Consider the following 14,385-nt stretch of genomic DNA (forward strand, 5'->3'; position numbering starts at 1 on the left):
CGCCGTGAACCAGCCAGCCGTATCGCCGACGCTCGACACGCTGTTCCAGCGTACGCTGATGCGCCAGCCGCACGCGCCCGCTTTGCTCGACCCGCTCAACAAGGCGCGCGTGACCGGGCACCAGCCGCGGCGGCTGAGCTATGCCGAGGCCGATACCGCCATCGAGGCGCTGTCGGCCTATTTCGTCGAATCGGGCCTGCCGGCCAATTCCGTCATCGCGATCCAGCTGCCGAACACGGTCGAGTTCGTGCTGACCGTGCTCGCCGCCCATCGCGCCGGCCTCGTCGTCGCCGTGCTGCCGCTGCTGTGGCGCCACGCGGAACTGACTGCCGCGCTGAACCGCACCGCGGCGCGCGCCATCGTCACCATGAGCAGGGTCGACGGGGTCAGCTATGCCGACCTGGCGATGCATGCCGCGGCGGAAGCCTTCTCGATCCGCCATGTCTGCGGCTTCGGCACCGAACTACCCGAAGGCATGGCCTCGCTCGACGAGGTGCTGGCCCGTCCGCCCGGCACCACGCGTGCCGTGATCCAGGACGGCCGCAAGGCGGCGATGATCTCCTTCGACGTCACGGCGGAAGGCTTTCGCCCGGTGCCGCGGCCGCATTTCAGCCTGATCGCCGGTGGGCTTGCGATGTCGCTGGAGGCCGACATCAGGCAGGGCGCGACCGTGATGGCGGCGTTCACGCCGATGTCGTTCGCCGGTCTCGCCTCCTCGCTCGCGGTGTGGCTGCTCTCGGGCGGCGCGCTGGCGCTGCATCATCCGTTCGAGAACGACGTGCTGGAGCAGCAGATCAACGAGCATGAATGCGAGGTGCTGATTGCGCCCGCGCAGCTCGCGCTGCGGCTCGGCGATTCCGACCTGGCGGCGCGGATGCCGACCTTGCGCAACGTCGTCGGCCTGTGGCGCGCGCCCGAGCAGGTGGCGGCGAGCGAGGCCTGGACCGCGCCGCATGCGCCGCTGACCGACGTCTATCTGTTCGGCGAGGCCGGCCTGTTCGGCGCCCGCCGCGGCGAGGACGGCATGCCCGTTGCGGTGATGCCGGGGCCGCACGGCGCTCCGCGTGAGCAGTCCGGCTCCTCCATCGCCGGCGAGATCCTGCTGACGCCGAAGGGCACGCTCGGCCTGCGCGGCGCGATGGTGCCGATCGCGGCCTACGCCCCGCCGCAGCCGGTCGGCGACACGCTGATCGCGCAGCCGCCGCGCGACTATGTCGACACCGGCTATGCGGCGCGGCTCGACCGTCCGAGCGGCGCGATCTGCATCACCGCGCCGCCCTCCGGTATCATGGCCGTCGGGGGCTACCGCTTCCTCTCCAACGACCTCCAGGAATGGGCGCGCCGGCTCGGCCAGGGCGCCCTGCTCACCGCGCTGCCCGACCGCCTCAGCGGTCATAGGCTGGCGGGACGCGCCCAGGACAACGCCCGCGCCCGCGAGGCGCTCAACGAGCTCGGGCTTAACCCCCTGATGGTCGAGGCTTTTCGCGACCGCTCCGGGGCGGCCTAGGCGTACTTTCGCTCCCATCGTTGACGCTGCATTAAGGCGGCCAACCTAGATTGCGCAGCACCTGTTGCGTGATCAGAGTTTCTCGATGTCCCAGGCGGGCCCGATCCTCTTTGTGTCCAATACCGAGCGCCCCGCCTTCGTGGCGGCGCTGGACGAGGCCCGTCTGTTCCCCGTGGTCGACACCGACTGGGCGAGCGCCGCACGCGCGGTCGAGCAGGTGCAGCCGGCCGCGGTTCTCGCCGCAATGAACAGCGGACATGAGCCGCACATGGCGCTGCTCGCCAGGAAGATTGCCGACCAATCGCCGTACCTGCCCTTCGTGGCCGTGGATGCGGCGGGCACGCTGCCCCACAACGCCCTGCCCTTCTCCTCGCGCGCCGGCCATCCCGATCGCCTGAGCGCGCGGCTGCGCGCCGCGCTGCGCGTGCGCACCCTTCATGCGACCGTGCTGCGCCGGCTGCCGGAGGTGAAGGTCGCGCTGCCGGAGAGCGACCCGTCGCGCGATGCCACCGTGCTGCTGATCGGCCGCGGCGCGGCCTATCCCGCACTCTCCGTCGCGCTCGGCGAGCGCGTCGGCGTCATCGGCGCGCTCTCGATCGAGGCCGCGGCCAAGCATCTCAACACCCGCGACATCGACGGCGTCGTGCTGGCCGAAGGGTTTACGGCGCGCGTGACGGATGCCTTCCTCACGGTGCTCGCCGAGGACACCCGCTTCCGCAGCCTGCCCGTGGTCGTCACCGCGCACCAGCTCGTGCAGAGCTACGACCTGCCCAATCTCGAGCTCATCCCGGGCGAGCCGGCGAGAGTCGCCGCCAACGCGCTGCCGCTGATCCGCCAGCACGCGATGGAAGCGCAACTGAGCCGCACGCTGCGCTCGATCGATGCCGGCGGCTGGCTCGATCCGCGCAGCGGCCTGCTCACGACGGAAGCCTTTGCCCGCGATTTTGCCAGGGCGGTGGAGCAGACACTCGCCCGTGGCGGCGGCCTGTCCGTGGCGCGCTTCGCCTTCGACCCCTCGAATCCCCGCGCCCAGCTCGATGCCGCGCGCATCCTGAGCCGCCTGATGCGGCAGATGGATTTTGGCGCGGCGCAGAAGGACGGCTCGGTCATCGTCGTGTTCGCGGAGACCGACTTCCGCACCGCCCACATGATCGCCCGCCGCCTCTCCGCGGTGATGCGGCACACCGCGAACGGCAAGCACGAGATGCGCAGCGATCCCGTGGTCAGCGTGGATTCGCTGTCGCCATCGGATACGGCAAGGTCGCTGCTGGCGCGGCTGTCCGCCGACGCCTCGCGCGCGGCGTCGTAGTCAGCCGCCGGCGTTCCCTGATCCGATGCTCGTCTTGACGTCCGCCGTCGGGCCTTGGCTGCTCAGGTCATCACGAGCTTGATCTGGCCGTCCTCAACGGCTCCTATCGCGAGAGCGTCGCGAGCCATCTTTTCGACGGCCGGCCAATTCGCGAGAAGATATTTTTGCGCCTGCGCCTTGGTTGGAAGCGTGGTTTGCAAGATACAGGTCTGCCGCGCGTTCCCGTTCGCGATCTGAAAGGACACGGTTTGAGGCCCCTCTTTGAGCTCTTGCTCGGTGGGCTTGGGAAACTTGCGCATGCGGCTCCTTCTCGAGGCTCAGCGAACCGGTGCGGTGACACCGGACGCTTGATCGGCGCGGGTGATCCCGACCGCGATCTTCCGTGCTTTCGCTGGGCGCTTCGACGCGCTGCCGGGCTGCGTGTTGCGGACGGCCTCGGTCAGCATCTGGCGGAGTTCCGCCTTCGTCTTGGGTGCTTGCCGCGGACTCGACTTCTGCCAGTTGGTCATGCCCCTATATGGGGATGATCGCGCTAAATGCCACTCTTCGCGTTCGCGTTGGCCGAAAGAGCGGGAGTAGCCAGGAGAAAGCCGACAGAATCGTGCAAGAGTTCGTAGGCACGGTCGACAATATCGTCCAGCGAGATGGTCTTGGCGAACATGCGCTGCGCTTCGGCCAGCAACTGCTCGCGGGTCGGCATGCTGGAGAGGCGCAAGTCGGCACGTTGCTGCAACAGACTGAGCGCGTCGCGGACCGACAATTCGGTTTCATGGATCGACGTTCTGATCGCGAGCGCGATGTGTTCGGGGTCAAAGCGCGCGGCCAGCTGCTCGGCCGCTTGCTTGACCACGCGTGATCCCAGCCGATGCTCGTTGCGCAGGACCTGCCTGGGCGGCAGCTTCAGATCCCGGACGATCCCGAGCCAGGACAAGGCCACCAGGACATAATAGGTGAGATCAACCTCGTACCAGTAGAAGCCCTGACGCGCGCTGGCCTGGTAGGCGTGATGGTTGTTGTGCCAGCCCTCACCCATCGTCAACAGAGCGAGCAGCCAGTTGTTGCGGGAGTCGTCACCGGTCACATACCGCCTGCGTCCGTGAACATGTGCGAGGGAGTTGATGCAGAACGTGGCGTGATACACAAGCACGGTGCTCCAGAGGAATCCGACCACGAGTCCCGACCACCCGGCGATGAGGAAGCACAGCCCCGCGAGCACGGCCGCCGGCAGGAGCTCCAGCCTGTGCAGCCACATCAACTCGGGATACGACGCCAGATCCGATACCTTCACGAGGTCAGTCGCATCGTGCTGCCGGTAGAAGATCCAGCCGACATGACTGTAGAAAAAGCCCTTGTGCCGGGGCGAGTGCACATCATGCGCGGTGTCCGAGTGCAGATGATGATGACGGTGTTTGGCGGCCCACCACAGCACGCTTTTCTGAGCGCTGCTCTGGGCAAGCACGGCAAGGATGAACTGGAACACCCGGCTCGTCGCATAAGCCCGATGCGAGAAGTACCGATGATATCCGGCCGTGATCCCGAACATGCGCAACCAGTACAGAGCGGCGCAGATCGCAATGGCTTGCCACGAGATGCCAGACCAGATCGCCGCGACGCATCCGGCGTGGATCAATACAAACGGCAGGACCTGCGGGTACATGACGTCGTCATGTTCCTGATCTGACTCATGGTCTGATCCTTGGCCTGAATCGATATTGATAGACACGCGCGCGCCCTCAGCTGTTTCGATGGACGGGGTAACCCGCAGCCGGTGTAAAAAAACCCGCGGCCGGTGAACCAGTCGCGGGTCGAAAGAACCAGAAGCTCTGCCAGTACATCCGTGGTCAAAGCAACATAGTACCGATTGCGGCAGCCTAGGCGGCGCGCAGATTGTCCGCCGAAGACTTGCCGGTCCGGCGGTCTGCGACGACTTCGAAGGAAACCTTCTGCCCCTCGTTGAGGGTGCTCATGCCGGCGCGTTCAACGGCGCTGATATGAACGAAAACATCCTGGCCACCCTGGTCCGGCTGAATGAAGCCGAAACCTTTTTGACCGTTAAACCACTTCACAGTTCCCGTATTCATGGGGTCGTCCTTTTAGAGATATATAAGGCTTTAGAACCGCGCTCAGGGAACGCAGTCCGCGAATTCGAGATCTGGAGGGAGGGTCGTCAGTCAGGCACGCTGTTCAGCGGCGAGGCCAAGTCGTTCGGCCGAAACTCGATTCGAGGAGTATGGCCATTGTTCGGTCATTCCGCAAGGGGCCATATGTCGCGGTTTCCGGATCAAAGCGCCGCGTTGATGGCCTCGGGCGCCGACAAAGCGCTTTTTGCTGGGTGCGCCGAGCGTCCGCCCAATCCAGGATTCCGGCGGTCGCGGGGGCGGACCTCGAAGTCGCGATGGCGGGCCAGGACCAAGCGCGGGCAACGTTGTGACGACCGCCTTACGGTTTGTAGCGGAGTGCGCCGATCAGTGCCGCCAATGCGGGAGGCGTCTGCCGCCGGCTGGGGTGATAGAGGTAATAGCCCGGGAAGGTCGGGCACCACCTGTCCAGAATTCGCTTGAGCCGCCCGGCCCTGATGTCGGCAGCCACCTCGTCCGCGTAAACATAGGCGACGCCTTGCCCCGCCAGCGCTGCCTCTCGAATCAGATCGGCATTGTTGAACACGAGCGGCCCCTCGACACGAACCTCGAACGGCCGTCCCTTCTCCTCGAAATCCCAGGCGTAAAGCCCACCGGATCTGACGTGCCGATAGTTGATGCAACGATGGCCGGCGAGCTCTCGGGGTGTCCTGGGCGGCGGATGGTCTGCGAAATACGAGGGCGCGCCGACGACGGCCATCCGGATGTCCGGCCCGATGCGGACGGCGATCATGTCCTTCTCGACGATGTCGCCGAAACGGATGCCGGCGTCGATGCGGTCCGCGACGATGTCGGTCAGATTGTCATCGACGATCATGTCCACCCGGATATCGGGATGGGCCGCGAGGAAACGCGGCAGGACAGGCATCACGACGGACGAGACCGCGTGCTTGGTAGCCGTGACGCGGACGGTGCCGGACGGCTTGCCGCGAAGCGCGCCGAGCGCGTTGACGCCTGAGGAGATTTCGTCCAGCGCGGGACGCAGCGAACGCAGCAACGTCTCCCCCGCTTCCGTCGTCGACACCGAACGCGTGGTGCGCGACAGCAGCCGCACTCCGAGCCGCTCCTCCAGGGCCTTCATGGCGTGGCTCAACGCCGACTGCGACATGCCGAGCTCGGCCGCCGCACGGGTGAAGCTGCCATGCTCCGCGACCGCAGCAAAGGCTGCGAGGTCATATAGATCGTCTCGCTTCATTCATGCACCACATACATAAGCTTAAGCGAATTATAACGGCTAATCGAAATCCGCATCCAGGTTTATCTGGGTTGTCAGCGGGCCCGTAGCGCGCCGGTCGAGACGACGCCGGTGCGGCCGTCCGACAGTTCCGAACGCTGCCGAGATGTCGGCACGTCCGATTGACCAACTTGGCCTGCGCGACAGGCCGCAAGGAGCGGATTGATGAAGCTTATGGTGAACAATCGAGAGGTCACGATCGATGTCGATCCTGCGATGCCCCTGCTCTGGACGCTGCGCGACGTCATCGGGTTGACCGGCACCAAGTTCGGCTGCGGCGCCGCGCAGTGCGGCGCCTGCACGGTGCATCTGGACGGCGAGGCCATTCGTTCCTGCATCACGCCCGTCTCCGAAGCCGAAGGCAAGAAGCTCACCACCATCGAAGCCGCGACCGACGGCACCGACCGCGTCGGCGCCGCTGTGCATGCAGCCTGGGTCAAGCACGACGTGGCGCAGTGCGGCTACTGCCAGAGCGGCCAGATCATGAGCGCCATCGCCTTGCTCAAGTCGCTGGCCCCGGGCCAGCAACCCACGGTCGACAACATCGACACGGCCATGGCCGGCAACATCTGTCGCTGCGGCACCTATGTCCGCATCCGCGCCGCCGTGGCCGACGCCGCCCGCACGCTCGCCTGAAGGAGCCGTCATGTTGCCGAACATCGACTACAGCGAATTGCCGCGCGCGCTTCAGCATATGTTGGACCGGGACCAGACTAGTACGAGGACGCTGCCGCGCCGCAGCTTCCTGAAGCTCGCCGGCGCCACCGGGCTGGCACTTGGCGCCTTTCCGCATATCGCGATGGGCGCGACGACCGGTGGTGACGCCGCCAGCGCCCTCAAGCCGACCCAGCAGCCATCGGCCTTCGTCCAGATCGCCGGCAATGGCGAGGTCACCGTGACCATCAACCGGCTTGAATTCGGACAGGGCGTCCACACCGCATTGCCGATGATCCTGGCGGAGGAGCTCGACGCCGACTGGAGCCTGGTGCGCAGCCGGCACGGCACCAACGATGCCGCCTACGCCGATCCGCTGTTCGGCATTCATCTCACCGGCGGCTCGCATTCGATCAAGAACAGTTTTTCGCAATATCGCGAGCTCGGCGCACGCGCGCGGACCATGCTGCTCGGCGCCGCCGCAGCGCGCTGGAAAGTGGATGTAGGCACCTTGCGCACACATGCCGGTGCGGTGCTCGGCCCCGGCGGCCGCAAGCTCGGTTATGGCGAACTGGCCAAGGCTGCCATGGCGCAGCCGGTGCCCGAGAAGGTCACGCTGAAGGATCCGAGGGATTTCCGCATCATCGGCCGCCCGACGCCGCGCCTCGATGCGCGCGCCAAGAGCAGCGGACGGCAGGATTTCGGCATCGACATGCGCCTGCCCGGCCAGTTGACCGCCGTCGTGGCACGTCCGCCGGTATTCGGGGCACGCCTCGCCGCCGTCGATGACAGCGCGGCGCGCGCCGTGAAGGGCGTCAAGGCCGTGCTGCGCGTGCCGCTGGATGGCGGCGCCGAAGGCGTGGCGGTGGTCGCTGACGGATACTGGCAGGCAACGCAGGGCCGCGACGCGCTGAAACTGAACTGGGACACCGCGAAGGTGGAGAAAGTCGACAGCGAACGGCAGCTCGTCCAGTATCGCGAGCTGGCCGGCCGCTCCGGCCCGCGCAAGTTCGACGCCGATATGGCGCCGCTCGCCGCTGCGCCCCGGCAACTGGAAGCCGAATTCGTCTTTCCCTACCTCGCCCACGCGGCGATGGAGCCCTTGAACTGCACCGTTGCCCTCACCGAGGGCCGCGCCGAATTGTGGGTCGGCAGCCAGTGCGCCGGGCTGGACGCCGGCGCGGCGGCACGCGTGCTGAACCTCAAGCCCGAGCAGGTCACGCTGAATGTGCAAATGGCAGGCGGTGGCTTCGGCAGGCGCTTCTCCAGCACGAGCGACATGGTGGTCGAGGCCTGCGAGATCGCGAAGGCCGCACGCGCCGCCGGACTGAATGCGCCGGTACGCACGCTGTGGAGCCGTGAGGATGACATGCGGGGTGGCTTCTACCGTCCCATGCATCTGCACCGCGCCCGTATCGGCTTCGACGAGCGCGGTAACATTCTGGCCTGGGACCACGTCATTGTCGGTCAGTCCATCACCACGGGCTCCGTGTTCGAGCAGTTCCAGGTCAAGAACGGCATCGACGGCACGGCCACCGAAGGCATGCGGGAGCCCTACCCGGTGCCGATGCGCCTGACCGTGCATCACCCCAAGGTCAACGTGCCGGTGCTGTGGTGGCGCAGCGTCGGCTCCACCCACACCGCTTTCGTCATGGAGACCGTGCTCGACGAGATCGCCCGCGCGACGCAGCAGGATCCGGTCGCCTATCGCATGCGGATGTTCGGCGACAAGCATCTGCGCCACAGGGACGCCCTGCAACTGGCGGTCGACAAGAGCGGATATGGCAAGACGCGCCTGTCTGAGGGGCGGGCTTGGGGCGTGGCGGTGCACGAGTCCTTCGATTCCGTGGTGGCCTATGTCGTGGAAGCCTCGGTGAAGGACGGACGTCCCGTACTGCATCGCGTGACCGCCGGCGTGCATTGCAATCTGGCGGTGAACCCGCGCACCGTGGAGGCCCAGGTCCAGGGCGCCGCAGTCACTGGCCTGTCGATGTGCCTGCCGGGTTCGGCGATCACGCTCAAGGACGGTGTGGTCGAACAGAGCAACTTTGATGGCTACATCGTCGCGCGCATCACCGACATGCCCGAGTTCAGCGTCCACATCGTGCCCAGCGCCGAGCCGCCCACGGGCATGGGCGAACCCGGCCTGCCACCTCTGGCCCCCGCATTCGCCAATGCCATTGCCCGGCTGACGGACAAGCCGCTGCGCCAGCTCCCGTTCAAACTGGCCTGACGCAATGGCTCGGTTGTCTTCCGAAGATCCAGATCATCGATAAACAGACAGAAGACGTCATGACACCAGACGCGAACAAGGCCGCGATGATCCGTTTCACGGACTTCATCAACACCGCTAGCGAGACTCTGGCCGCAGAGCTCATTTCTCCAGATGCGATCTTCCATGTCCCCGGACGCAGCGAGCCGATGCGGGGGCCAGCGGGCTATCTCGACATCATCCAGATGATGCGAGGAGGTTTCCCGGATATTCAATGGACGCTCGAGGAGATGGTCGCCGAAGGTGACAAGGTGGCTGCCCGCTTCACCATGCGAGGCACGCACCTCGGCACCTTCTTCGGCACCGCATCGACCGGGAAGACGATCGCGGTCCAGGCCCTGAACATCTACCGCCTCTCGGGTGGGCAGATCGTCGAAGAAACAGGCCAACCCGATCTGCTCGGATTGCTTCAGCAAATCGGGGCGATCCCTGCAAATTAGCGTCTGTCCGGCAAGCCGCGGCGCCAGCGCCCTTTCAACAATACGGGAAACAGGAATTCATCATGAGCAAGGTCTGGTTCATCACGGGTGCCGGCAGCGGTATTGGCGCGGCAACCGCCAAGGCGGCACTGAAGGCCGGCGACCGCGTGGTCGCGACCGGCCGGAACCTCGACAAACTCCGCAAAGCCCTGAACGACGTCGCAGGCGACAACCTCGCGCTCGCCCAGTTGGACGTCGCCAACGAGGCCCAGGCAAAGCCCGCGGTTGACGCGGCGATCAAGGCGTTTGGGCGCATCGACGTTCTCGTCAACAATGCCGGCTACAGTCTGCTCGGCAATTTCGAGGAGTTGAGCACAGCCGAGATCGAGCGACTGATCGCGACCAATTTCTACGGCGTGCTGTACATGATGCGCGCGGTGCTTCCGGTGATGCGCAAGCAGAGGTCCGGCCGGATCATCAACATCAGTTCGCTTGCAGGTATCGTCGGCTTCAAGCATTGCGGGCCTACAGCGCCGCAAAGTTCGCGGTCGAGGGCCTGTCGGCATCCGTAGCCCATGAAGTGGAGCCGTTCGGTATCAAGATCACGACGGTCGAACCCGGCTTCTTCCGGACAGACCTTCTCGAAGCTCACAACGCCAAATATGCCCGGAGCTCCATCGAGGATTACACCGCGGAAGGCACCGCGGAAAACATGTGGTCAGGCTATCACGGCGCCCAGCAGGGTGACCCGGCCAGGCTCGGTGACGTCCTGGTCAAAATCGCCGGGATGGACAATCCGCCGAAGCAGTTCCTGGCCGGCAGCGACGCACTCGCGGTGGTCCAGCCAGCCCTCGAAGCTCGCCTTGAGGAACTACGCGCGTACTCTGATCTCTCCAAGTCGACAGACGGCTCGTTCTGAAGTCACGCCGCCTTCTTGCTCGTCGCGAGCTGGGCCAGCTGCCGCATGATCTCCGTGGTGCCGGCGAGCCGTTCTTCCGGCGTCTCCCAGTCCTGGAGGAACACCACCTTCATGTCGGGCCGCACCTTGGCCGCCTGACCGTGGCTGCGGATGAACGACACCAGGCGGTCGGGATGCGCGAATGAACTGTCGCGGAAGGCGATGACGGCGCCCTTCGGGCCGGCATCGATCTTCTCGACATTGGCCGTCCGGCAGAACGCCTTGATCGCGGCGACCTTGAACAGGTAGCGCACCTCGTCCGGCAGCACGCCGAAACGGTCGCGCATCTCGGCGCCAAAATTCTCGATCTCCTCCTCGGTGTCGAGGTCGGCCAGCCGCCGGTACAGCGACAGCCGGACCGAGAGGTCGCTGACGTAATCCTCCGGAATGAGCACGGGCATGCCGATGGTGATCGACGGCGACCAGCGGTCGGCCGCGGGCTCGGAGACGCCGGCCTTGAGGTTGACGATCGCCTCCTCCAGCATCGACTGGTAGAGCTCGAAACCGACCTCCTTGATGTGGCCGGACTGCTCCTCGCCGAGCAGATTGCCGGCACCGCGGATGTCGAGGTCGTGCGAGGCGAGCTGGAAGCCTGCGCCCAGCGTCTCCAGCGATTGCAGCACGGTGAGCCGGCGCTCGGCCTGCGCGGTGATCTTCTGCTGCGCCGGCAGCGTGAACAGCGCATAGGCCCGCAGCTTGGAACGGCCGACGCGGCCGCGGAGCTGGTAGAGCTGCGCGAGGCCGAACATGTCGGCGCGGTGCACGATCAGCGTGTTGGCGTTGGGAATGTCGAGGCCGGATTCGACGATCGTGGTCGACAGCAGGATGTCGAACTTGCCGTCGTAGAACGCGGTCATGATGTCCTCGATCACGGCGGGCGGCATCTGCCCGTGCGCAACCGCGACCTTCATCTCCGGCACGTTCTTGTCGAGGAAGTCCTTGACCTCGGCGAGGTCGTCGATGCGCGGCACCACGTAGAACGCCTGGCCGCCGCGATAGCGCTCGCGCAGCAGCGCCTCGCGGATCATCAGGGGATCGTGCGGGGCAACGAAAGTGCGGACCGCGAGGCGGTCGACCGGGGGCGAGGCAATGATCGAGAGCTCGCGGACGCCGGTGAGTGCCAGCTGCAGCGTGCGCGGGATCGGGGTTGCCGACAGCGTCAGCACATGCACCTCGGCGCGAAGCGCCTTCAGCCGTTCCTTGTGCGTGACACCAAAATGCTGCTCCTCGTCGACGATGACGAGGCCGAGATCGCGGAATTTGATCGCCTTGCCGAGCAGCGCGTGCGTGCCGACGACGATGTCGACCGAGCCGTCGGCGATCCCTTTCTTGACCAGGTTCAGCTCCTTGGTCGGGATCAGGCGCGAGGCCTGCGCCACGTTCACCGGAAAGCCCTTGAATCGCTCGGTGAAGGTCTTTGCGTGCTGGCGCGCCAGCAGCGTGGTCGGCACCACGACGGCGACCTGCTTGCCTTCGAGCGCCACGGCAAAGGCCGCACGCAAGGCGACCTCGGTCTTGCCGAAGCCGACGTCGCCGCAGATCAGCCGGTCCATGGGACGGCCGAGCTCGAGGTCCTTCAGGGTGGATTCGATGGCCCCGAGCTGGTCCTCGGTCTCGTCATAGGGGAAGCGCGCGCAGAATTCGTCATAGAGGCCCTGCTGCACCGGCAGCTTGGGCGCCTCGTGCAGATGGCGCGCGGCAGCGATCTTGATCAGTTCGCCCGCGATCTCGCGGATGCGGTTCTTGAGTTTCGCTTTTCGGGTCTGCCAGCCGGAGCCGCCGAGACGATCCAGCTCGACCGAGGTCTGGTCGGAGCCATAGCGCGACAGCAGCTCGATGTTCTCGACGGGGAGAAACAGCTTTGCGTCGGCGGCATAATGCAGCTCGAGGCAGTCATGCGGCGCACCGGCAACGTCGAGCGTCTGCAGGCCGACGAAGCGGCCGATGCCGTGATCGGCGTGGACGACGATGTCGCCCGCGGTGAGGCTCGTGATCTCCGAGATGAAATTGTCGAGCTTGCGGCTGGCCTTGCGCGTCCGCACCAGGCGGTCGCCCAGAATGTCCTGCTCGCTGATCAGCGCGATCTCGTCAGTCTCGAAACCGGCCTCCAAGCCGAGCACGGCGAGCATGGTCTCGTTGCGCGGGGTCGCCTGCACCGTCCGCCAGGCGTTGACGCTGGTGGTGTGGGCCAGCTTGTGGTCGCGCAGCATCGAGGTCATGCGGTCGCGCGAGCCTTCGCTCCACAGCGCAATCACGACCTTCTTGCGCTGCGCCTGCAAGGCCATCACGTGGCTGACCACGGATTCGAACACGTTGACGGTGCTGTCGTTGCGCTCGGGCGCGAAATCGCGGCCCTTGCGTGCGCCGGCATCGACGACACTGGTGCCATCGGCCGGCACGGAGAACTGCGTCAGCCGCGCCAGCGGGATGTCGCCGAGACGCTTGGTCCACTCGTCTTCGGTGAAATACAGCCGATCAGGCGGCAGCGGCTTGTAGATGGCGCCACCGCCGGGATGCTCCATCGCATCGCGGCGGGCCTCGTAATAGTCCTGGATCTGCTTGAAGCGCTCGCGGACGGCGTCCTCGGCCTGCGGCTCGATCGCGACCGCTGCGCCCTGCAGATAGTCGAACAGCGTGTCCATCCGGTCCTGGAACAGCGGCAGCCAGTGCTCCATGCCGGGATGGCGGCGGCCTTCGCTGACGGCCTCATACAGCGCATCGTCGCGCTCGGGCGCGCCGAACTCGGCGACATAGCCCATGCGGAAACGGCGGATGGTGTCGGTGACGAGCTGGAATTCGGAGACCGGCACGAGGTCGAGCGAGCGCATGTCGAGCAGCGTGCGCTGGGTCTCGGCGTCGAAGGAGCGGATCGATTCCAGGCTGTCGCCGAAGAAATCGAAGCGGACGGGCTGGTCGAGGCCGGCGGGAAAGAGATCGAGGATACCGCCGCGCACGGCGTATTCGCCGGGCTCGCGCACCGTCGAGGAGCGGTTGTAGCCGTTGTGCTCGAGCCAGGCGACGATGGTGTCCATCGGCACGACGTTGCCGGGCGCGACCGACAGTGCCTGCGCGGCGACCAGCTCTCGCGCGGGCACGCGCTGCACGATTGCATTGACCGTCGTCAGCACGATCAGCGGCTTGTCGCTGCCGGTGAGCGGAGCCAGCCGTGCCAGCGTGGTCAGGCGTTGCGCGAGGATGCCACCGTGCGGCGAGACGCGGTCATAGGGCTGGCAGTCCCAGGCCGGAAACGTCAGCACCGGCAGGTCAGGCGCGAAGAATTGCAGCGCGCGCTCGAGCTGCTGCATGCGCGCACCGTCGCGGCAGACCACCGCAAGGCTGACGGCCGGCTTCTTCGGCCGCGCCGCGATGGCGCGCGCCAGATCCGAGATGACGAGGCCTTCGGCACCTTCCGCGACATTGGCAAGCGTCAGCGCACGGCCGGGCGTGAGCAGCTCGGCCGGCGACTTCATCCCCTGCTTCATGCGTCGCGATCCGCGATCGGAAACGCCTTGATCCGGGCAAACAGCGCGCCGGTGACTTCGGCCGGCAGCACCTTGTCGCCGGTGATGGCGGCGTAGAGGTCGGGATCGGATTCTTCGAGCAGGGTCTCGAGCTCGGTCAGCTCCGCATCGGACAGATTGCCAATCTCGGCATCCGCGAAGCGGCCGAGGATCAGGTCCATCTCGCGCGTGCCGCGGTGCCAGCAGCGGAACAAGAGCCGCTTGCGGCGGTCGTCCAGCCCGTTGCTCGATCGTGTCGTTCCCGTCATGTCTCAGATCCAGTCAAACGCCGAAAGCCCGGACGTGCCGGGCGGGGGTGATATAGCCACTCGGGCGGGCCGTGTCAGCCCTTTGTTATTGCAATTGTTCGGGGAGCATCATTGCCGGGCTTGAC

General features: G+C 66.0%; 12 protein-coding genes and 1 pseudogene. 6 read left to right on the plus strand and 7 right to left on the minus strand.

Features of this window, described 5'->3' with window-relative positions; translation table 11 throughout:
* Positions 1 to 4: 4 nt before the first annotated feature.
* Both AC1RUR_RS31445 and AC1RUR_RS31450 read left to right on the plus strand, forming a co-directional pair.
* Positions 5 to 1,507, plus strand: a complete 1,503-nt coding sequence (locus AC1RUR_RS31445) for an AMP-binding protein (RefSeq protein ID WP_492851300.1) — start codon at positions 5 to 7, stop codon at positions 1,505 to 1,507.
* 85 nt (positions 1,508 to 1,592) lie between these two features.
* Positions 1,593 to 2,816, plus strand: coding sequence for a GGDEF domain-containing protein (locus AC1RUR_RS31450; RefSeq protein ID WP_492851302.1), 1,224 nt, complete (start codon positions 1,593 to 1,595; stop codon positions 2,814 to 2,816).
* Positions 2,817 to 2,878: 62 nt separating this feature from the next.
* On the opposite strand, the gene AC1RUR_RS31455 is transcribed toward AC1RUR_RS31450, so the two are convergent.
* The 5 genes from AC1RUR_RS31455 to AC1RUR_RS31475 form a co-directional block, all read right to left on the minus strand.
* Positions 2,879 to 3,115 carry a hypothetical protein gene (locus AC1RUR_RS31455; protein WP_492851304.1) on the minus strand — a complete coding sequence of 79 codons (237 nt, stop codon included), beginning with the start codon at positions 3,113 to 3,115 and terminating at the stop codon, positions 2,879 to 2,881.
* Positions 3,116 to 3,133: 18 nt separating this feature from the next.
* Positions 3,134 to 3,325 carry a hypothetical protein gene (locus tag AC1RUR_RS31460; RefSeq protein ID WP_492851306.1) on the minus strand — a complete coding sequence of 64 codons (192 nt, stop codon included), beginning with the start codon at positions 3,323 to 3,325 and terminating at the stop codon, positions 3,134 to 3,136.
* Positions 3,326 to 3,348: 23 nt separating this feature from the next.
* Entirely contained in the window at positions 3,349 to 4,473 is a 1,125-nt protein-coding gene (locus AC1RUR_RS31465; protein WP_492851308.1) for an acyl-CoA desaturase, read from the minus strand.
* Positions 4,474 to 4,687: 214 nt separating this feature from the next.
* Positions 4,688 to 4,897, minus strand: coding sequence for a cold-shock protein (locus AC1RUR_RS31470; protein ID WP_492851310.1), 210 nt, complete (start codon positions 4,895 to 4,897; stop codon positions 4,688 to 4,690).
* Positions 4,898 to 5,255: 358 nt separating this feature from the next.
* Positions 5,256 to 6,149, minus strand: coding sequence for a LysR family transcriptional regulator (locus AC1RUR_RS31475; protein ID WP_492851312.1), 894 nt, complete (start codon positions 6,147 to 6,149; stop codon positions 5,256 to 5,258).
* A 204-nt stretch (positions 6,150 to 6,353) separates the two neighbouring features.
* Here AC1RUR_RS31475 and AC1RUR_RS31480 point away from each other — a divergent pair, with 204 nt between their 5' ends.
* From AC1RUR_RS31480 to AC1RUR_RS31495, 4 genes and pseudogenes are all read left to right on the plus strand, one after another.
* The gene (locus AC1RUR_RS31480; protein ID WP_492851314.1) at positions 6,354 to 6,824 is read left to right on the plus strand and encodes a (2Fe-2S)-binding protein; all 471 of its coding nucleotides are present in this window, start codon (positions 6,354 to 6,356) and stop codon (positions 6,822 to 6,824) included.
* A 10-nt stretch (positions 6,825 to 6,834) separates the two neighbouring features.
* The gene (locus AC1RUR_RS31485; RefSeq protein ID WP_492851316.1) at positions 6,835 to 9,075 is read left to right on the plus strand and encodes a xanthine dehydrogenase family protein molybdopterin-binding subunit; all 2,241 of its coding nucleotides are present in this window, start codon (positions 6,835 to 6,837) and stop codon (positions 9,073 to 9,075) included.
* Between the two features lie 59 nt (positions 9,076 to 9,134).
* Entirely contained in the window at positions 9,135 to 9,554 is a 420-nt protein-coding gene (locus AC1RUR_RS31490) for an ester cyclase (protein ID WP_492851318.1), read from the plus strand.
* A 62-nt stretch (positions 9,555 to 9,616) separates the two neighbouring features.
* A pseudogene (locus tag AC1RUR_RS31495) lies at positions 9,617 to 10,452 on the plus strand (SDR family NAD(P)-dependent oxidoreductase).
* A 2-nt stretch (positions 10,453 to 10,454) separates the two neighbouring features.
* Here the strand turns inward: AC1RUR_RS31495 and mfd are convergent.
* Both mfd and AC1RUR_RS31505 read right to left on the minus strand, forming a co-directional pair.
* Positions 10,455 to 13,973, minus strand: coding sequence for a transcription-repair coupling factor (gene mfd, locus AC1RUR_RS31500; protein ID WP_492851320.1), 3,519 nt, complete (start codon positions 13,971 to 13,973; stop codon positions 10,455 to 10,457).
* Positions 13,970 to 14,260 carry an FAD assembly factor SdhE gene (locus AC1RUR_RS31505; RefSeq protein ID WP_492851322.1) on the minus strand — a complete coding sequence of 97 codons (291 nt, stop codon included), beginning with the start codon at positions 14,258 to 14,260 and terminating at the stop codon, positions 13,970 to 13,972. The genes mfd and AC1RUR_RS31505 overlap by 4 nt, the downstream gene beginning before the upstream one ends.
* Positions 14,261 to 14,385: the final 125 nt, after the last annotated feature.

Source organism: Bradyrhizobium sp. GW821-FHT12B03 (genome assembly GCF_058807535.1).